Source organism: Phenylobacterium sp. T106, from assembly GCF_057219735.1.
Window position 1 is genome coordinate 230459 of the sequence record NZ_JBXVWA010000002.1, and the last position, 17921, is coordinate 248379.

The following is a 17921-nucleotide window of genomic DNA, read 5'->3' on the forward strand; positions in this document are numbered from 1 at the left end:
GACATACCGGAGTTATCAGTTACGGCAGAGGGCGGAGCTCTCGCAACGCCTTTGCCCACAAGCGTTTGCTCGACGAGGCCATGGCGACACGGGCGTGGCCTCGACAGCCATCCGAGGAGGCAGGTGTCCGTGGTCAGCGCAACCATCGCAAGTCGTCAGGCCGGCGAGGCCGACGAAATTCAGCGGCGGCTCGGCGCACTTGGGGACGAATTCGTTCCCATCCTGATGCTTCGCCAGATCGACGCCTGGCTGTCGCGCCCCGCATGGCTCTACCAAGGCGCCGAGTTTCTCCTCGAGGCGCCAGACCTCCCGCCCTCCATCCTTCTGCGGCACAAGGTCCGCATTCTCCACAATCTGCTGGCCACTCACGACCTGCACGCGCTCGTCCAGCTCTTCTGGCGCGCCATGCAGTGGCCCATGGGGCGGGCGGGCGGCCTCATCGCCGGCTACTCTCCCGATCTGGGCACGGCGGTCGATGCGCTGCTCGATGTCGCACGGATCAGCAATCCTCATCTCGGCGTCACCGACATCGTCGAGGCCGGGACGCGCCGGCTGCAGCTCCAGCCCACGGTGGCCCTGGGTCCGGTCGAGCTGGTCGTGGCCCTGGGCTTCGCCTTCCAGATGCACCGCGTTCTGACCTCGCGCGCCGGACCGTGCCCCGGACACGTAGAGCTGAGCTTCGCCTGGCCAGGGCCCGTGGACCCCGCGCGCCTTCCCGGGCCCGAGCGCGCGGTGCTTCGCTTCGGAACGCCCTCGAACACGGTGGCCTACCCGGCGGACTGGGATCGCCTGCGAAATCCCATGCACGATCCGGTGCTGTGGGAAATGGGACTTCGCATGGCGCGCGCCGAAGCGACGAAGCTGCGGGAACAGTCGATCGTATCCCAGGTTCGCCAGGCCGTTGCGCGATCGCTCCGCGACGACCAGCGCCCGCCTTCGGTTCGGGAGGTGGCGGCGAGCCTGGGAAAATCGATCCGGAGCCTCGAGCGAAGCCTGACCGAGGCGGGCACGATGTTCCGGGCGATTGTCGAGGAAGAGCGCAAGCAGATCGCCGCGGCGATGCTCTCCGAGGCCGATCGGAGCATCCAGGAGATTTCCGATTCGCTGGGGTTCTCGGACCGCACCAGCTTCACCCGGTCCTTCCGGACCTGGTTCAGCGTGCCGCCGGCGGCCTTCCGGATGCAGCTGGCTGCGGGCCGTCGGGCGTTCTGACGCGCGCGCCCCCGCCGCCCGCCGATCGGGCCCGGGCGGCATGGATGGCCGACATCCGCTCGATGTAGTCCGGGGGGAAGGCGAGGATTCCGGTCGCCTCGTCGCGAACCAGCCCGCGCTCGCCCGGACCCAGCCTGTACGCCAGCTTCATGAGCAGGTCGCTGCTGACCCAGGGGCTCGAGCGGAAATAGCTGTGGCCCAGCCCGGAATCGAATCCTTCGACACCGGTGACGTCGATGTAGGAGATGCGGTCTCGGTCGCTGCGGAACAGGCCTCTCATCCGATCCGACAGGTCGTCCTCGCCGAATGCCGAGCCCAGTCGCCGGTGACCGGTCAGCGCCTTCGACGCCCTGAGCGCGGAGTCCTTCCGCGATCCGTAGATCACGAGGTGGCGCTGGGCGCCGAGCAGGCCGTCGGCGACCGAGGCGGCGAAGGCGTCAAGATCTATGTCGCTGCTGAGCAGCACCACGTTCTCGACCTTGCGCCCAAGGCGCAGGCGGGCCGCGGGGTCGTGCCGGTTGATGAGGGCGATCTGCTCCATCGCCCGCACCGCGAGGCGGGTGCCCGCGCTGTGCGCGACCACATGGATGCGCTCGGCGTCGGTGGAGGATTCGATGAAGCCGATCAGTTCTCGCAGGTTGCGCGCCGTCGCCATGGCCGTTTCGATGTCGCCGACGTAGGCCGTGACCTTGGTCGTGGCGGGCCACGAGTAGGCGATCAGGACGCCCTGGTATCCGAGGAAGTGCCAGAGTTCCGCGCCGACCAGGACGGGATTGTCGAAGTTCACGCGGAAGCCGTGGATGAAGATGAAGACGTCCTTCTCCGGCGAGGAGGCCAGCCGGGCGTTGACCGCATCCGCCAGCCTTCGCGCCGCGGGGCCCGAGAGGCCGTCGGTCGGCCGCGGCGGCAGGCCTTCGGAATCCAGGATGCCGAACTCCTCGATCCCTCCGACCTGGAGCGCGAGGTCATCTCCCTTTCGCCTCAGATGGGCCTCGCGACGCATTTCGGTCCAGGTCAGGTCGGATCGCCCGACCGTGACCTGCGCCGCTCCCGCGCGCAGCACACCGCCTCGGACGCTGTCATAGAAGACCCCCTGCGCCCCCTGGCCGGGTCGACGGTCCGTGACGTAGAGGACGCCGCCGCCCGGCAACTCGGCGACCCGCTGCTGGTCCGTGGCGGCGCCGGCCAGCACGCCCTTCAGGATCGCTTCCGGTGCGGGCATCAGCTTCAGTGTGAGCGGCCCGGGCGAGGCGCAGGCCGAGACGAGCGGCGCCAGAAGCGCAACCATGCCCAGCGCGGCGACGCGGCGGCGCAGGGTGCTGAGGCTCAGGCTCCGCGACGGCGATGCGGCGGCCTGGGCCGGCTGCGCGCGGTTCAATGCGCCGCCCGCCCGCGCCAGAGCTGGAATGTCAGGATCGCCCCGATGGCGAACTCCACGGGATAGAGCCAGACGTCGAACCTCACCGCCTCGGCCTTCTGCGTAATGACGGTGACGAACTGGAAGTAGTCCCAGAACCAGTGCGCGATGATCAGCGGCCAGAGGCTGTTCAGGCGGATCGCCAGCGGGGCGAACATGAAGCCCCAGAGAAGGGTGTAGCCCAGCTGGTACAGAACGGAGGGCGCGGGCTCCCCGCCCAGGATGTTCACCGCATGCAGCAGCGAGAAGCCGACGGAGCTGCCAATGATGGCGGGAAGCGGGTTTCGTCGGTCGAGCAGACTGCGCAGCAGCAGCCCCCTGAATGCGACTTCCTCACCGGCGCCCACCAGGAAGATGACGGCGCCCAGGAACGCGATCTGACGCCATTGGGCGTCGCTGGGCGGTGAGGCGGCCAGCGCACCGGCGTTCACGGCGAACTTGTACGCCAGGACGGCGAAGAAGGGCGCGAACCAGACCAGTTCCTTCCAGCGCAGCTTGCCGAAGCCCGCGCCTTGCCAGCCGAAGTAGCGGATCAGGAACGCGAGGTTCCCCAGGTTCGTCAGGATCAGGACGAACCAGAAGGTGTCGAACATGGCGAGGTCGCCATAGGTGACGCCCTTGACGGCGCGCATGTACCACATGCCGACGCCCATGATGGCGATGTAGGTGACGGCTGCGATGATCCCGACCGTCGGCGTCGGGGCGGGCTGCGTGACGCGAGGCATTGTCAGGTTTCCGCAGTGGGAGGCCACCCCGATCGAGCGGGGCCCAGAAGATTAGAAACCCCTCACGTCTTGGCACAATTGATGTCCTGCGTTTCGCCTGAAGATTGGCGCAACTCATCTAATCTCTGGCGGACGATATCTACTGCGGCAGGCGGGCGACGTGCCTTTAGGCTGTCCCAACTGAGCACGAGGGCGCCGGTCTCTCTTCGGCAATCCGCCGCAGTCCTCCGATCGGCGGGTGACGACAGGCTTCCTTATAAAGTTCCCAGAATTGCCCTCCACCGCGACGCTGGGCTTCTTCGCGGCCGTGACATGACTGGAGGGCGTCTTGCGGCTCGAGGACTGGGATGGTGCGCTGTCGCCTGCGCGGCTGGCGCCGATGGAGGATGCGGCGGCCGGCGCGCGCGACGGGACGCTTCCTGAGGCGGAGCCGGAGGCGGCGGCCGACGAACCGGCTGCTGAGCAGGGCTTGGCCTCCGCCAAGGCGGCCGCATGGCTCGCAGACTGGGCGCCGGAGTCGATCGACATGATGGCCGCCCTGGCCGCAGCCGGCTTCGGGGCGTCCGGCTCTGGCGCGGCCGCCCTTGCCGAGGAGACGGCCGACATCGATCCGCGGCAGATCCTGCGCGACCGGCCCGACGTCCACGCGGCTTTCTACCGGGAGTTTTTCGGTCCCAACAACGATCGCAACTCGTCCGCCTGGGTGGACCGCGTAGGCGGCGAGACGGCGGAGGACTACGCGCGCTACTGGTACGCGACCCACGGCCGCTTCGAGGGATATGCGCCCAGCGCCACCCTTGCGGCGCCTGCCGAGGGCGTCCCCGCAGAGCTCCATTCGGGCCGCACGACCATCGATGGGATCCCGGTCGCAAAGATCCTGGCCGACCGCCCGGACGTCTTCCAAGCCTACTTCACCGAGTACTACGGCCCCAACAACGACCGCGATTCCGACGCCTGGGTGAAGCGCGTGGGCGGGACCAGCCTCGAGGACTACGCCGACTACTGGTACAACGCCCATGGCCGGATGGAGGGCTATACGCCGAGCGGCCCCCCCCCCGCGGCGAACGCGGCGGAGCCCCCGGCGACGACGCCCGAGCCGCCGCCGCCCGCGCTGGAGCCCCTGCCGGCCGAGGACCCCTCGCTGGATCCCTGGAACCACCCGGCCATCTACCCGGACTGGCGGCCGCCCTTCCCCGGGTGGCGGCCGCCCCGCGAGGCCCCCGCCGATCCCGCCGGGGCCGAGGCCCCGGTGGTGGTCTTCGCCCGGCCGCTCGTCGTCCACTACCGGGAGGACGGCGTCGACCTGCTGCCGGCCACCGACGAGGAACTTGCCCAGATGCGGTCGTTGTTCGACGACGGCGTGTTCTGAGCCATTGCGGGCGGCTCGACCATGGCCTTGACGCTGGGGGCGCCGGCCCCGCTGTTCAGCGCCCCCTCTCCGGTGAATCCCAGGTTCGCCTTCGCCAGCCTGGGCGGACGGTACATCGTGCTGGCGTTCCTGCCCGGGCCGGGACCGGCGCGCGACGCCGCCCTCGCGCTGGTGCGCAGTCGAAGCGCCGCATTCGACGACGACCGCCTCGTGTTCTTCGGCGTGCTGCCGGACGCGGAATCGTACGCCGCGGCGCGCAACGAGCCGCCGGTCCGCTGGTTCTCGGACGTCGACGGCGAGCTGCGCCGGCTCTACGGCGCGGTGGACGAGGCCGGCGGGGTCAAGCCGCTGTGGGTGGCGATCGATCCGTCCCTGCGCGTGCTCGCGTGGGTCCAGCCCGAGCAGGGCGGAGAGCTGATCGGCCATCTGGCGTCCCGCGGCGACCCCGACCGACACGCCGGAACACCGCTCCACGCGCCGGTCCTGATCGTCCCGCGGATCTTCGAGCCGTCGTTCTGCCAGCGGCTGATCGACTACTACGCCGCGGCCGGGGGCCTGCCGTCCGGGACCATGGTGGACCGGGAGGGACGGACGATCGGCGTGCTGAGCGCCTTCAAGAGCCGCCGGGACGCCACGATCAGGGACGAGAGGCTCGTCGCCGAATGCCGCGCCCGCATCTCCCAGCGCCTCCTGCCGGAGATCCGCAGGGCGTTCCAGTTCCGGACCACGCACATCGAGCGGTACATCGTGGGGTGCTACGACGCCGAGGAGGGCGGCTGGTTCCACCCGCATCGCGACGACACCACGCTCGGCACCGCGCACCGGAAGTTCGCGGTCTCCATGAACCTGAACGCCGAGGAGTTCGAGGGCGGCGACCTGCGCTTCCCGGAGTTCGGGCGAAGGACCTACCGGCCTCCGACCGGCGGCGCCGTGGTCTTCTCGTGTTCGCTCCTGCACGAGGCCACCCGCGTCACGCGCGGGACCCGCTACGCGTTCCTGCCGTTCCTCTACGACGCCGAGGGCGCGGAGGTGCGCGCCGCCAACCTGCACGCCCTGGACCCCTCGCGGGTGGAGACGGAGCAGACGGCGTAGTGGGTGGCGCAGATGCGCTCAGGCGACCTCATCCTCCGCGGCCAGGCGATAGCCCAGGCCGGGCTCGGTCCGCACCAGGCGGGGCGACGAGGGCTCGGCCTCCAGCTTCTGGCGGAGCTGCCCCACCAGCACCCGGACGAACTGGGCGTCGACCTGCGCCCGGGCCCCCCAGACCGCCGCGATCAGCTGGCGGTGGGTGACGATCCGCCCCGCATGCCGCGCCAGGGTGCGCAGGAGATCGTACTCGCGCGGGGTGAGGTGGACCTCCTGGTCCTCCAGCCAGACCCGGCGGACGGCGAAGTCGATGGTCAGGTCACGCGTCCGGAAGCGCGCCTGCGAGGCGAACCGCCGTTCCCGGCCACGCAGGGACGCCCGCACCCTGGCCAGCAGCTCGCCCACGCCGACGGGCTTGTTGACGTAGTCGTCGGCCCCGGCGTCCAGCGCAGCGATCTTCTCGCTCTCGAGGTCGCGGGCCGAGAGCACGATGATGGGGGCGTCCGACCACTCCCGGACCCGACCGATCACCTCCTTGCCGTCCATGTCGGGAAGGCCAAGGTCGAGGATGATCGCGTCGCAGGGCTCGGCGGCGAGCTGAGTCAGGGCCGCGGCGCCCCCCGTCGCCACGGTCACCTCGTAGCCGGCCGCCTGCAGGGCCGGGCTGAGCGCCCGGACGATCTGCGCCTCGTCGTCCACGAGAAGGAGCCGCGGGCCGCTCATGCGCCGGCCGCCTGGAGGCGCAGGCGGACCACGAGCCCCGTCACGCCGTCCCGACGGTTGTGGACGCAAACCTCGCCGCCCATGGCCGTCAGCAGCCCGCGGGTGATCGCCAGGCCGAGACCCGTGCCCTGTGTCTGCGCCGCCTCCGGGGCCCGGTAGAACTTCTCGAAGACCCGCTCGGTGTCCGCGTCGCGAACGCCCGGCCCCTCGTCCCAGACTTCCACCACCACGCCCGGGTCCTCATGGCGCACCACGATGCTGAGCGGTGACCGGAGCGGCGCATAGCGGAGCGCGTTGTCCACGACGTTGCCCAGAGCCTGCTCGAAGAGCACGGGGTCGCCGATGGCCTCGGGTGTACGGGGATCGGTCACCGTCGACACGTGGCGCTTGTCCGCGCAACGCCGGCGCTCCAGCACGCGGCGCACGACCTCCGGCACGTTGAAGGCCGCGGCCTGCAGCGTCAGGGCCCCCGCCTCCAGGCGGCTCATGTTGAGCAGGTTGGCGACGACGCCGTCGAGGCGCTCCGCCTCCTCGCGGATCGTCGCCAGGAGGTCCTGCCGGGTCTCGCCGTCGAACGAGCCGCCGAAGGCCTCCAGGCTGGTGGCCGAGGCAAGGATCGCCGCGAGCGGCGTGCGCAGATCGTGGGAGATGGATGACAGCAGCGCATCACGCAGGTGCTCTGTCCGGGCCCTGGCCTCGGCCTCGGCCTTGCCGGCGGCCAGTCGGGCGCGGGCGATCGCCGCAGCCCCGGTATCGACGAGGATCTCGACCAGTGTCAGCTCGTCATCGCTGAGGTCGGCCCCCGCAGGCCGCCAAGCCGCCGCGCCAAGCGCCGCGGACCCGGCCCGCAGAGGCCGGAGCCGCCATCCGTCGTCGCCTGCGGTCCGCGCCGCCGCATCCGCCCGCGTTTCGAGGTGGAGCAGCCGCTGCGTCAGGTCTGGCCGTTCGCGGTCGTCGGGCGCGCACAGCATCGCCGCCCCGTCGCTGACGACGGCCTCGCCATGGGCCGCTTCGGCGAGGCGGCCGACGAGCCTTTCGCGGATGTGCGCCTCGTCCGAACTCGCCGAGAACTCCCGGCTCGCCTCGAAGAGGATCGCGTTCAGGCGCTGGCGCGCCTTCGCCCGGGCGGCCTCGTCACGGACGCGCCCGGTGAGAAGCCCCGTGAGCGTCGACACCGCGAGGAACACCATCAGGACGTTGAAGTCCTCGGGCGAGCCGAAGGTGAACTGAAAGCGCGGATCGACCCAGTAGAAGTAGACGACGAAGGCAAGGCCTGCGGCGACGTAGGCCGGCCCGGAACCCAGCAGGAAGGCCGCCAGCAGGACACCTGCGAGGAAGATCCCTGACAGACGGTCGCTTCCCGTCAATCGGTAGAAGAGTTCAGCGATCCCGGTGGCAGCGGCGATGATCGGCGCCACGGCGCCGTAGCGCAGGATCTGGCGGAGGAAACTCCGTTCGCGACCCGCTTCCCGCGCCCGAGGCGGCGACCACCACATGAGGTTCTCAGTCCATCAGGCCCGGCGCGGGGTCAATTATGGCCGGCTTATGCCGCCACGCCGCGTCCTTATAAGTTCGTTATGCTGGCGGTTCGCGGTCCGGGCTTGCCATCTGACGGCAAGCGACCGCGCACGCAACCCTCCCCCGACGCCGGACGAACCCCACTCGAACGGCGAGCGTGCCGCGGCCGCGACGGGCGCCACATGGATTCAGGACTGCAGCTGTTCGCCTTCGCCGTCGCCCTCACCATGGCCGTGGGCGTGCTTTGGCTGCGTCTGGTGACGTGGATCCTCGGTGGACCGAAACCACGTCACCCGGGCCGCGTCGGCCGAAGCCGAGCGCACCGGACAGCGAACGAAAACCTCTCGAGGCCCAAGCCATGATCACCTCCGCTCGCATCATCCTGGCGGCGGCCGCCGCCGGCGTCGTGCTGTCGGGCTGCGCGACCAAGCCCAAGCCCGCGGTCGGCGCCTCCGCCACGCCCGCGGAAGCCGGGCCGACGACAGCCATGCCCACCCCCTCGCCGCCGAGCGCGCCCGACGCCGATCCGTCGGCCCAGCAGGCGCTGATCGCGGCGGCCGGGGAAGACCGGGTCTACTTCGACTTCGACAGCGACGCCCTCGACGGCGAGGATCGCGAGACCCTGCGCCGCCAGGCCGCCTGGTTGGCGGCGAACCCCTCGGTCGGCGTCCGTATCGAGGGCCATGCCGACGAGCGGGGAACGCGCGAGTACAACCTTGCGCTCGGCGCTCGGCGCGCCGCGGCCGTGCGTCAGGCGCTGATCACGAGCGGCGTCGCCTCCACGAGGATCGCCACGCTGTCCTTCGGCAAGGAGCGCCCCCTCGACCCGGCCTCAAGCGAGGACGCCTGGGCGCGCAACCGCAACGCGCAGACGGTGGTGATCGGGATCGGGGAACGATGACGCCAACCGAGCGCCGTTGAAGCGGGCCGCCGGGCGGCGCCAGACTGGGAGGCCTGTCGCAGCCTTCCTGGAGTTTCCCATGCCCCCCGCGGTCGAAGATCCGGACACCGTCACAGTCGCCGAAACCGGCGTGGGGAAGTTCCAGGTGGCGGTGCTGGCGGCAGGCGCCAGCTTCCTGGCCGACGAGCCCGTGGCGGCCGGCGGCCTGGGCAGCGGTCCGAACCCCTATGACCTGCTCTGCGCCGCCCTCGGCGCCTGCACGGCGATGACGCTGCGGCTCTACGCCGAGCGCAAGGGCTGGCCGCTGGCGCGGGCGACGGTGCGGGTGCTGCACACGCGCGCGTCCGATGGCGGCGACCGCTTCGCGCGCGAGGTGACGCTGGAGGGCGCCCTGGACGCCGAACAGCGGCGGCGCCTGCTCGAGATCGCCGAGCGCTGTCCCGTTCACCGCACGCTGGAGCGCCCGGCGGAGATCCTGACCATCGCGGCCCAGCCTCCGGCGCTGGAGGAGCGGGAGCGCGCGGGCGTCGGTCACCTGCGGGCCATGGAGGCGGCCTGCGAGGACTGAGGCCGGTTCAGCCGGCCGCGGCGGCCCGGATCGCCGCCTGGCTCTCGCGGACGCGCGCGTCGAGCGCGCCGGCCCAGGGCGGCGAGGCCGCGCCGCGCAGCGCGAGCGCGTAGCCGTAGCGGATGGTCGGGCCGAGCTGGCCGTCGCTGAGGTCCCCGGTCACCCAGTCGAGCATGGCGGCGCCGAAGCTGCGGTCGAGGCTGCGCGACAGCAGCTCCACGTCCACGTCTTCGGCGATGGCCCCGGCGCGGGCGACGTCGCGGACGAGGCTTTCCCAGAAGGCGAAGCGCTGGGAGTTGAAGATCTGCGAGCGGAAATCGTCGGAGGGATCGAACAGGGCGGCCCAGACGGTCCGGTAGAACGCCGGATCGGCCACGTAGAAGTCGACGCAGATGTCGAGCGCGCCGAAGAGCCGTTCGAGAGGCTCGGTCGAGCGCAGGTCGGCGAACCGGTCGAGGTACTCGCGGATGTCGTCCAGCACCGACAGCAGGATCGCGCGCTTCGAACCAAAGAGGTTGTAGGGCGTGGCCAGGCTGACGCCGGCGCGGGCGGCGAGGGCGCGCATCGAAAGCCCGGTGTTGCCCGTTTCGCGGATCAGGTCGCGGGCCGCGCGGATGATGCGGCGGCGGCGTTCCTCCTTGCCGGCCTCGCGTCGGCTGAGCGTCACCGCGCCGGACTCGTCCCGCATGGGCTTGGCCCCCGCTCCCATGGTCGTCTCGCGCTCCCCCGAGAAAGGACGCCTCTATAACAGCCGCGCCCCCCGCGTGCAGCCGCTGCGGCGCCCGGGCCCGGCGTCGCTTGACGCTCGACATTCCTATAACGTGTACTGCCAATCGCCATCGGCCCGGCCTCGCCCGGCCTCGATGACCCCCGCAACGAACCGGAGCCACGCCGTGACCTACGAGACGATCAAGTACGAGACGGACGGGCCGGTGCTGACGATCACGTTGAACCGACCGGACAAGCTGAACGCCTACACGGCGCAGATGGGGGCCGAGCTGGCCGACGCGCTGGGCCGGGCCGACGAGGACGACGCGGTCCGCGCCGTGATCCTGACGGGGGAGGGGCGGGGCTTCTGCGCCGGCGCCGACATCTCGGCCGGCGCGGGCAGCTTCGACACGACGAGCGGGGAGGGGGCCAAGAACTTCGGCGGCGCCGGGAACGTCCAGCGTCGCAACGAGGGCGTCGGCTTCGTCGGCGCGCTCTTCAACTGCAAGAAGGCCACGATCGCGGCGTTCAACGGCCCGGCGGTCGGCGTGGGCATCACCCTGGCGCTGCCCACCGACATCAAGATCGCCTCGACGGCGGCGAAGTTCGGGTTCGTCTTCGCCCGGCGGGGCCTGGTGCCCGAGGCCGGCAGCGCCTGGTTCCTGCCGCAGCTCGTGGGCCTGTCGCAGGCGCTGCGCTGGTGCCTGTCGGGCCGCGTGTTCGGCGCAGACGAAGCCCTCGCCGGCGGCCTCGTGTCGGAGGTGGTCGAGCCCGAGCGGCTGCTGGGCCGCGCCCGCGAGATCGCGCTGGAGATCGCCGAGAACACCGCCCCCGTCTCGATCGCCCTCACCCGGCAGATGCTCTGGCGGTTCGCCGGCCAGGACCATCCCTTCGACCTGCTGAAGGTGGACGGCCCGTTCGCGATGACGCTGGGCGCCGGCGGCGACGTCAAGGAGGGGGTGTCGGCCTTCCTCGAGAAGCGGCCGCCCAGCTTCCCGGGCAAGGTCAGCCAGGACATGCCCAAGGGCTACCCCTGGTGGGACGGCGTGGCCTGAGGCGCGGTCAGGGCGTCGGGATCAACTTCCGCTGCGCCATCTCGGCGATCCAGAACCGCAGGGTGTCCTCGGTGTCGTAGCAGGCCCCGAAGCCCGCCTGCCGCAGCTTGATCGTGCTGACCAGGATCGGCAGCGTCACCGCGGTCACGCCCGGGCGCGTGAGCGCGTCGACGTAGTGATGGCTCTCGCCGAGCAGGCGCTCGAGCGGGATCGGCCGCAGCCCCTCGCGCGCGACGATGCGGTCCCAGATCTCCGCGTGGGCCGGCAGCCATTCGGCGAGGCGCAGGGGCTCGTCGGGGCCTTGCGCCATCCCGAACGCCTCGGCCATGGCGGGCCACACCTCGCTCCAGGCGAAGACGTCGCCGTTGGTGATGTTGAAGGTCTCCCCGGCGGCGGCCGGCGCTTCTGCGGCCCAGGCGAACGCCTCCCCCAGCAGCCGCGGGTCGACCAGCTCCATGACCTGGGTCGCGCCGCCCGTGTACGCGAAGGCCTGGCCCAGCTCGCGCCGGATGGCGGCGTACACGGCCAGCGGCAGCAGGGGGTTCATCGCCGCGCCCCAGGCGGCCCCAACGACGATCTGCGGCCGGAAGATGGTCCAGCCGAAGCCCCGCGTCCGAGCCGACGCCCGCAGGTAGTCCTCCTGCAGCCAGTAGAAGTTGGCGTGGTCGTCACGCGGCGCCCGCTCGCGCGCCGGGATCGGAATGCGCGCCCGCAGGTGTGCGCCGTAGGCCTTGGTCCCCTGCAGCAGGGTGACGTGCCGAAGGGATGAGGCCGCGGCCAACGGCTCCAGCAGGTTGCGCAGCATGGAGAGATTGGTCTCCATCTGGTCCGTCTCGCGCCATCCGGCGAGCAGGCCGGGCTTCTCGTAGAGCGCGGCGTAGACGAGGTGGGTCACTTCGCCGAGCCCGCCGAACGCCGCGCGGCAGGCGGCCGGGTCGGTGAGGTCCACGGCGATGTGGCGAACGGGCGCCGCGACGGTCGGCTCAGGGGTTCGGCGCGAAACCGCGATCACATTCCATCCCGCGGCGGCGAACCGGGCGACCGCCGCCTCGCCCACCAGGCCGGTGGCGCCGGCGACCAGGACCGTCTTCATGGGCAACCTCCGCGCTGGACGCCGAGCTTTAGGGGCTTGCCGTTGCGGCGGCCCAGCCCCATGGCGTTCCGTCCGCAACGGGGATTGCACTGTCGTGAAGCTCTCGCCGCCGCAACTGCTCCTCTGGGGACTGCTCTCGGTTCCTGGCGTCTGGATCGTCGCACGCCATGCCACCGGAGCTCTGGGCTACGGCGAGGCCATCCAGTTGAGCGGCGAGTGGGCCGTGCGCCTGCTGGTCGTGGTGCTGGCGGTGACCGGCCTGCGCCTGGCGTTTCCCCGGGCCGGCTGGACGGTATGGCTGCTGCGCCGGCGTCGCGACCTGGGCGTCGCCGTGTTCGGCTACGCCCTGCTGCACCTTGGGGTCTACCTGGCGCGCAAGGCCGAGATGCCGGTGCTGATCGTGCGCGAGGCGCTCGATCCCGGCATGGCCGTGGGCTGGGTCGGGTTCGTGGTCTTCGCGGTGCTGGCGATCACCAGCAACGATGCATCCGTCCGCGCGTTGGGCCCGCGGTGGCGGATCCTGCACCGGATGGTCTACGCGGGGGCCGCGCTCACCATCGCGCATTGGGTGATCACCGCCTTCGATCCGCTCGTCGGCTGGATCCACGGCGGCGTGCTGGCCGCCGTGATCCTTGTCCGTCTGGCGCTGCGCCGCCGGAGAACCGTCAGGGCAGGGTGACGTAGCTGCGCAGGCGCGCCACTTCCTTGGCGTCGACGTATTTGCCGATCTCGCGGTCGAACTGCGCCAGGTCCTTGTAGGGGCGGTACTCCTCGAACTCGTGCGCCATGCGGCGCGTCATGCCGGGGATCAGCATGATGTCGTCCCGCGAGGCGTTGTTGAGGCTGATCGGCACGAAGACGGCGGCGTAGAGCGCGGGCAACTGCGCCTCGGGGACCTTGCCGGCCACAACCTTGGCGAACGCGCCCTGCGTCGCATAGGGCCGGTTGCGGATGATGTCGCGCACCAGCTCGGCGCTGAGCCCGGGGACCGCGCGCAGTTGCGCCTCGGTCGCCCGGTTGGGGTTCAGGTGGGTCGTCGCCATGGGCGTCCCGGCGGGCGGCGCCAGCTTGGGCCGCGACTGGCTGAAGGCGACGCCGCCAGTCGTGAGAGCGATGAGACCGGCGACGAGCGTCGTACGGAGCACCTTGCGCATGATCTTCTCCAATGGGGGATGCGACTTTCTTGCAACTCACTCGCAGTTGCGCAAGCGCCATCGTGCGGCTGCGCCGTGGGCTGGTGGCGAAGGCGGCGGCCTGCTCTATCCGTGCCGCCTCATGCTTCGGAGCCCTGCATGCCGTCCGTCCGCCGTCTCGCCGCCGCCCTGACGATCCTGGCGGCCGCGCCGCTGGCCGCCCAGGCCCAGGGCGTGGAAACCCGGCCGCCGATCACGCCCTACAAGCCGGCCTTCGCCGGCCAGACGCGGGCGCCCGAGCAGAAGCTCGGCGTCGCCTTCGAGACCGCCACCGTGGCGACCGGGCTCAAGTTCCCCTGGGCCATCGCCCTCCTGCCCGACGGCCGGATGCTGGTGACCGAGCGCATGGCCGGCGCCGTGCGCCTGGTCGGCGCCGACGGGACCTTGTCCGAGCCGCTGGCCGGCGCGCCGCAGGTGCTGGGCCGCGGCCAGGGCGGCCTGCTGGACGTGGTGCTGGACCCCGCCTTCGCCCGCAACCGACTGGTCTACCTCAGCTATGCCGAGGCCCAGGCCGACAACACGAACAACACCGCTGTGGCCCGGGCGCGGCTCACCGAGGGGCCGACTCCGCGGCTTGAGGACCTGACGGTGATCTACCGCCAGAAGCCCTCGCTGAACTCGCCCCTGCACTTCGGCTCCCGCCTGGTCTTCGACCGGACCGGGCGGCTCTTCGTCACCCAGGGTGACCGGTTCCTGCCGGACGGCCAGAAGCAGGCCCAGAACCTCGACAGCCTGATCGGCAAGATCGTGCGGATCGGCGCGGACGGCTCGGTCCCGAAGGACAATCCGTTCGTCGGCAAGGCGGGCGCCCGGCCCGAGATCTGGTCGATCGGCCACCGCAACATCCAGGCCGCCACGCTGCACCCGCAGACCGGCGAACTCTGGACTGTCGAGTACGGTCCGCAGGGCGGCGACGAGCTCAACGTCGCGCGCAAGGGCAAGGACTACGGCTGGCCCACCATCAGCTATGGCGTGAACTACGGACCGGCCAAGGCGCCCATCACCGGCGGCGAGACGCAGCGCACGGGAATGGAGCAGCCGCTCTACTACTGGGACCCCGTCATCGCGCCCGCGGGCGCGATCTTCTACACCGGGGCGGCCTTCCCGGCCTGGAAGGGCAGCCTGCTGATCGCCGGCCAGCAGCCGCAGGGCCTGCCGGGCGGCCACATCACGCGCCTCACCCTCAAGAACGATCGCGTGGTGGGCGAGGAGCGCCTGGACCTTCCGGGCGCCTACTGGCGCGACATCCGCCAGGCGGCGGACGGCTCGATCTACCTGCTGGCCGGCGGACCTGCGGGCCGCATCGTGCGTCTGACCCCGAAGCGCTAGCTGTCGAGGATCGCCACGGCGCGGATCCAGCCCGCGGACGCGCCGGCGATCTTCACCGGAAAGCACGAGAGGGTGAAGCCGTTGGCTGGCAGCGCCTCCAGGTTCGTCAGCTTCTCGATCTGGTAGTACTCGCGGAAGCGTCCGGCCTTGTGGCCTTCCCAGATGATGCGGGGGTCCTTGGTCTCGGCCCACTTGCGGGCGGTATGGCTGAACGGCGCGTCCCAGGACCAGGCGTCGGTGCCGACCACCTTCACGCCGCGCTCGGTGAGGTAGAGCGTCGCCTCCTCGCCCATGCCGCAGCCGCGATGGATGAAATCGGGATCGCCGTACGCGGCGCCGGCCGCCGTGTTGACGAGGACGATGTCGAGCGGCTTGAGCTCGTGGCCGATGCGCGCCAGTTCCGCCTCCACGTCGGCGGCCCCCGCTACGTAGCCGTCGGGAAAGCGCCGGAAGTCGAGCTTCACGCCGGGCTGCAGGAAGTACTCGAGCGGACCCTCGTCGATCGTCGGCGCGGGCCGCCTCGCCACCGACTGGTCGGTGGTGGAATGGAAGTGCCACGGCGCGTCCATGTGGGTGCCGTTGTGGGTCGACAGCGTCAGTTGCTCCACCGCCCAGCCTTCCCCCTCGGGCAGGTGCTCGGCCTCGAGGCCCGGGAAGGACGCGGCCATCTGCGGCACGGTCTCGCGATGCCGGAAGTAGGTCACCTTCGGCCGCATCGTCGCGGGGTCGGAGATGATGTCGTTCGTGATCGGGATCGACAGATCCACCAGCTTTCTGGCCATGTCAGGCGCCTCCCAAGCCACGACCTTAGCGCCCCGGAAGCGTGCTACGACAGAATTCCTCCCTGAAATCGCCCCGAACCGGAACAACGCTGTCGTCCGGGCTGTTGAAGGTTGTGTCGGGTGGAGCACAGAGGCTGGGCAGGGGATGGCCGTTATCGCGTCCGCGGCGCAACGCGATCACATGACCGCAGGTAGCCCCCGGAAGGGCTTGCGCGTCGCCGCGAGCCGCCGCAAGCGCGCGTTCGATGTCGCCGTGGCCGGGCTGGCGCTGCTCGCCTTTCTGCCGCTGCTCATGCTGATCGGAACCGCGATCTGGATGGAGAGCGAGGGCCCGATCCTCTTCCGGCAGCAGCGGACGGGCCTGAACGGCCGCCCCTTCCGAATCTACAAGTTCCGCACCATGACGGTCACCGAGGACGGCGACGGCGTCCGCCAGGCCGTCCGCGGCGACGCCCGCATCACGCCGCTGGGCGGGCTGCTCCGGAAGCTCAGCCTGGACGAACTGCCCCAGCTGCTCAACGTTCTGAAGGGCGAGATGTCGATCGTGGGCCCGCGGCCGCACGCCCTGAGCCACGATGCGGAATGGTCGCGGCGCGTGCCGGACTACGAGGGCCGTTTCCGGGCCCGTCCCGGCCTCACGGGCGAAGCCCAGGTGCTGGGCCTGCGCGGAGAGGTCCTGGACGACGAGGGGCTGCGCCGCCGCATCGAGGCCGATAACAGCTACATCGAAGGCTGGTCCTTCACCCGCGACCTCGCCATCGTGGCCCGCACGGCGCCGCTGCTGTTCGGCGACGCCCAGGCCTTCTAGGCCAGCGAGACGGCAAGCCGCGCGGCCATGGCCAGCAAGGCGAGCGAGCCCAGCATGAACAGCGCCCACCTGACCATGATGATGTTCGTCGTGGCCTGGACGAGGCTGTGCGCGACCCGCAGGCCCACGTAGGCCCACGCCAGCCACAGGTTCAGCCCGCCGCCCGCGCCGGCGACGGCAAGAGCCAGCGCCGTGGCATAGAACAGCGTCGGCTGCTCCATCAGGTGATTGTAGTTGTCCGCTTTCCAGCGCACGTGCGGCGGCAGCGCCTGATTGAGGTCATCCTTGGTCATGGCGGGGTCCATCGGGACCTTTGCCCGTCGCATGGCCGGGATCCGAGTGGCGTAGAGCCAGGCCCACATCACGAAGGACCACAGCACCAGCGCCACAACGGGCTGCAGAATCGGACTGGTCATCCCATCGCCTCGCGTTTCCGGGAAGCGGCACAGGAACGGGCCGGGACACGGCCGTAAAGGCCAGAAGTCCCACGATTGCGGCCATCGACGCCGGAGTGGCGCTTGACGCGGGCGACCGGGGCTGAAGCCTTGCGGCCGGAGGGGACGCCGTTGGATCTCATCGTCTTTCTGGCCGTCCTTGCGGCCGCGCTCATGCACGCCGCCTGGAATGCGGCCGTGCGCGTCGGCCTGGACCGGTTTTCATCAATCCTGCTCCTTTCGATGACGCAGAGCGGGCTGGCGCTGGCGCTCCTGCCGTTCGTCCCTTTTCCGGCGTCGGCCGCGTGGCCCTGGGTCGCGGGCGCCGCCCTGCTGCACACCGGCTACAAGCTGTTCCTGATCCGGGCCTACCAGCACGGTGACCTGTCGCAGGTCTACCCGCTGGCCCGCGGGGCCGCCCCGCCTCTCGTGGCCTTGGGCGGGATCGCGCTCTTCGGCGAGCAATTGCCGATCACGGGCTGGGCCGCCATCGGTCTGATCGCGGGCGGCGTCGGCCTGATGGCGTTCCGCGGCGGCGCAGGCACGTCCCGCCTGCCGGTGAGAGCGCTGGCGTACGCGCTCGGCACGGCGGGCTTCGTGGCGGCCTATACGCTGGCGGACGGGCATGGCGCGCGCGTCGCCGAGACCGCCACGGGCTTTGCGATGTGGATGTTCGTGGCCGATGGGGCGGTGATGCTGGCCTACGCCGTGATCACACGGGGGGCGCGGGCCCCGCTGGTGGTCGCCTCCGACTGGCGGACCGGCTTGCCCGCCGGGGCGCTGTCGCTCGGGTCGTACTGGATCACGCTGTGGGCGTTCACCCAGGCGCCGGTCGCCCTTGTCGCGGCGCTGCGGGAGACCAGCGTCCTGTTCGCCATGCTCATCGGCGTGTTCGTCCTCCAGGAGGAGGCAGGCCGCTGGCGACTGGCCGCGGGCGTGCTCATCCTGGCCGGCGTCGTGGCGACGCGTCTCTGATTGACGAACGGGCCGCCGGCCTCCT

19 protein-coding genes are annotated in these 17921 nt (G+C 70.9%); 10 read left to right on the forward strand and 9 right to left on the reverse strand.

Features of this window, described 5'->3' with window-relative positions; genetic code table 11:
• Positions 1 to 129 precede the first annotated feature (129 nt).
• Entirely contained in the window at positions 130 to 1212 is a 1083-nt protein-coding gene (locus AC2D8W_RS05790) for a helix-turn-helix transcriptional regulator (protein WP_484670736.1), read from the forward strand.
• On the opposite strand, the gene AC2D8W_RS05795 is transcribed toward AC2D8W_RS05790, so the two are convergent.
• Both AC2D8W_RS05795 and AC2D8W_RS05800 read right to left on the reverse strand, forming a co-directional pair.
• Positions 1154 to 2590: an alpha/beta hydrolase gene (locus AC2D8W_RS05795; protein ID WP_484670737.1), complete on the reverse strand. Its 1437-nt coding sequence runs from the start codon at positions 2588 to 2590 to the stop codon at positions 1154 to 1156. The two genes, AC2D8W_RS05790 and AC2D8W_RS05795, sit on opposite strands and share 59 nt — an antisense overlap.
• Positions 2587 to 3354, reverse strand: coding sequence for a CPBP family intramembrane glutamic endopeptidase (locus AC2D8W_RS05800; RefSeq protein ID WP_484670738.1), 768 nt, complete (start codon positions 3352 to 3354; stop codon positions 2587 to 2589). The genes AC2D8W_RS05795 and AC2D8W_RS05800 overlap by 4 nt, the downstream gene beginning before the upstream one ends.
• Positions 3355 to 3682: 328 nt before the next feature.
• Here AC2D8W_RS05800 and AC2D8W_RS05805 point away from each other — a divergent pair, with 328 nt between their 5' ends.
• Positions 3683 to 4723, forward strand: coding sequence for a hypothetical protein (locus AC2D8W_RS05805; protein ID WP_484670739.1), 1041 nt, complete (start codon positions 3683 to 3685; stop codon positions 4721 to 4723).
• Positions 4724 to 4744: 21 nt separating this feature from the next.
• On the forward strand, positions 4745 to 5815 hold the full coding sequence (locus AC2D8W_RS05810; protein WP_484670740.1) for a 2OG-Fe(II) oxygenase: 1071 nt from the start codon (positions 4745 to 4747) through the stop codon (positions 5813 to 5815).
• Positions 5816 to 5833: 18 nt separating this feature from the next.
• Here AC2D8W_RS05810 and AC2D8W_RS05815 read toward each other — a convergent pair whose 3' ends face one another.
• Together AC2D8W_RS05815 and AC2D8W_RS05820 are read right to left on the reverse strand one after the other, a co-directional pair.
• The gene (locus tag AC2D8W_RS05815; RefSeq protein ID WP_293482878.1) at positions 5834 to 6532 is read right to left on the reverse strand and encodes a response regulator; all 699 of its coding nucleotides are present in this window, start codon (positions 6530 to 6532) and stop codon (positions 5834 to 5836) included.
• Entirely contained in the window at positions 6529 to 8028 is a 1500-nt protein-coding gene (locus AC2D8W_RS05820; protein ID WP_484670741.1) for a sensor histidine kinase, read from the reverse strand. Before AC2D8W_RS05820 ends, AC2D8W_RS05815 begins: the two co-directional genes overlap by 4 nt.
• A gap of 380 nt (positions 8029 to 8408) precedes the next feature.
• On the opposite strand from AC2D8W_RS05820, the gene pal reads away from it, so the two are divergent.
• Both pal and AC2D8W_RS05830 read left to right on the forward strand, forming a co-directional pair.
• Positions 8409 to 8951: a peptidoglycan-associated lipoprotein Pal gene (gene pal / locus AC2D8W_RS05825; RefSeq protein ID WP_484670742.1), complete on the forward strand. Its 543-nt coding sequence runs from the start codon at positions 8409 to 8411 to the stop codon at positions 8949 to 8951.
• Between the two features lie 79 nt (positions 8952 to 9030).
• Positions 9031 to 9519: an OsmC family protein gene (locus AC2D8W_RS05830; protein WP_293482874.1), complete on the forward strand. Its 489-nt coding sequence runs from the start codon at positions 9031 to 9033 to the stop codon at positions 9517 to 9519.
• A gap of 7 nt (positions 9520 to 9526) precedes the next feature.
• On the opposite strand, the gene AC2D8W_RS05835 is transcribed toward AC2D8W_RS05830, so the two are convergent.
• Positions 9527 to 10207, reverse strand: coding sequence for a TetR/AcrR family transcriptional regulator (locus tag AC2D8W_RS05835; RefSeq protein ID WP_484670743.1), 681 nt, complete (start codon positions 10205 to 10207; stop codon positions 9527 to 9529).
• 175 nt (positions 10208 to 10382) lie between these two features.
• On the opposite strand from AC2D8W_RS05835, the gene AC2D8W_RS05840 reads away from it, so the two are divergent.
• Positions 10383 to 11282 carry an enoyl-CoA hydratase-related protein gene (locus AC2D8W_RS05840; RefSeq protein WP_484670744.1) on the forward strand — a complete coding sequence of 300 codons (900 nt, stop codon included), beginning with the start codon at positions 10383 to 10385 and terminating at the stop codon, positions 11280 to 11282.
• A 7-nt stretch (positions 11283 to 11289) separates the two neighbouring features.
• Here AC2D8W_RS05840 and AC2D8W_RS05845 read toward each other — a convergent pair whose 3' ends face one another.
• Positions 11290 to 12375, reverse strand: a complete 1086-nt coding sequence (locus tag AC2D8W_RS05845; RefSeq protein WP_484670745.1) for an NAD-dependent epimerase/dehydratase family protein — start codon at positions 12373 to 12375, stop codon at positions 11290 to 11292.
• A 94-nt stretch (positions 12376 to 12469) separates the two neighbouring features.
• On the opposite strand from AC2D8W_RS05845, the gene AC2D8W_RS05850 reads away from it, so the two are divergent.
• The gene (locus tag AC2D8W_RS05850) at positions 12470 to 13054 is read left to right on the forward strand and encodes a ferric reductase-like transmembrane domain-containing protein (protein ID WP_484670746.1); all 585 of its coding nucleotides are present in this window, start codon (positions 12470 to 12472) and stop codon (positions 13052 to 13054) included.
• On the opposite strand, the gene AC2D8W_RS05855 is transcribed toward AC2D8W_RS05850, so the two are convergent.
• Positions 13041 to 13529 carry a ComEA family DNA-binding protein gene (locus tag AC2D8W_RS05855; RefSeq protein WP_293482867.1) on the reverse strand — a complete coding sequence of 163 codons (489 nt, stop codon included), beginning with the start codon at positions 13527 to 13529 and terminating at the stop codon, positions 13041 to 13043. The genes AC2D8W_RS05850 and AC2D8W_RS05855 overlap by 14 nt on opposite strands.
• Before the next feature lie 138 nt (positions 13530 to 13667).
• On the opposite strand from AC2D8W_RS05855, the gene AC2D8W_RS05860 reads away from it, so the two are divergent.
• Positions 13668 to 14897, forward strand: coding sequence for a PQQ-dependent sugar dehydrogenase (locus AC2D8W_RS05860; RefSeq protein WP_484670747.1), 1230 nt, complete (start codon positions 13668 to 13670; stop codon positions 14895 to 14897).
• On the opposite strand, the gene AC2D8W_RS05865 is transcribed toward AC2D8W_RS05860, so the two are convergent.
• The gene (locus AC2D8W_RS05865; protein ID WP_293482863.1) at positions 14894 to 15679 is read right to left on the reverse strand and encodes a cyclase family protein; all 786 of its coding nucleotides are present in this window, start codon (positions 15677 to 15679) and stop codon (positions 14894 to 14896) included. The two genes, AC2D8W_RS05860 and AC2D8W_RS05865, sit on opposite strands and share 4 nt — an antisense overlap.
• 181 nt (positions 15680 to 15860) lie before the next feature.
• On the opposite strand from AC2D8W_RS05865, the gene AC2D8W_RS05870 reads away from it, so the two are divergent.
• Positions 15861 to 16487 carry a sugar transferase gene (locus AC2D8W_RS05870; RefSeq protein WP_484670748.1) on the forward strand — a complete coding sequence of 209 codons (627 nt, stop codon included), beginning with the start codon at positions 15861 to 15863 and terminating at the stop codon, positions 16485 to 16487.
• Here the strand turns inward: AC2D8W_RS05870 and AC2D8W_RS05875 are convergent.
• On the reverse strand, positions 16484 to 16903 hold the full coding sequence (locus AC2D8W_RS05875) for an MAPEG family protein (protein WP_484670749.1): 420 nt from the start codon (positions 16901 to 16903) through the stop codon (positions 16484 to 16486). The two genes, AC2D8W_RS05870 and AC2D8W_RS05875, sit on opposite strands and share 4 nt — an antisense overlap.
• A 150-nt stretch (positions 16904 to 17053) precedes the next feature.
• Between AC2D8W_RS05875 and AC2D8W_RS05880 the strand changes: the two genes are divergently transcribed.
• Positions 17054 to 17896 (forward strand): EamA family transporter, encoded by an 843-nt coding sequence (locus AC2D8W_RS05880; protein WP_484670750.1) that lies wholly within the window; start codon positions 17054 to 17056, stop codon positions 17894 to 17896.
• Positions 17897 to 17921 lie beyond the last annotated feature (25 nt).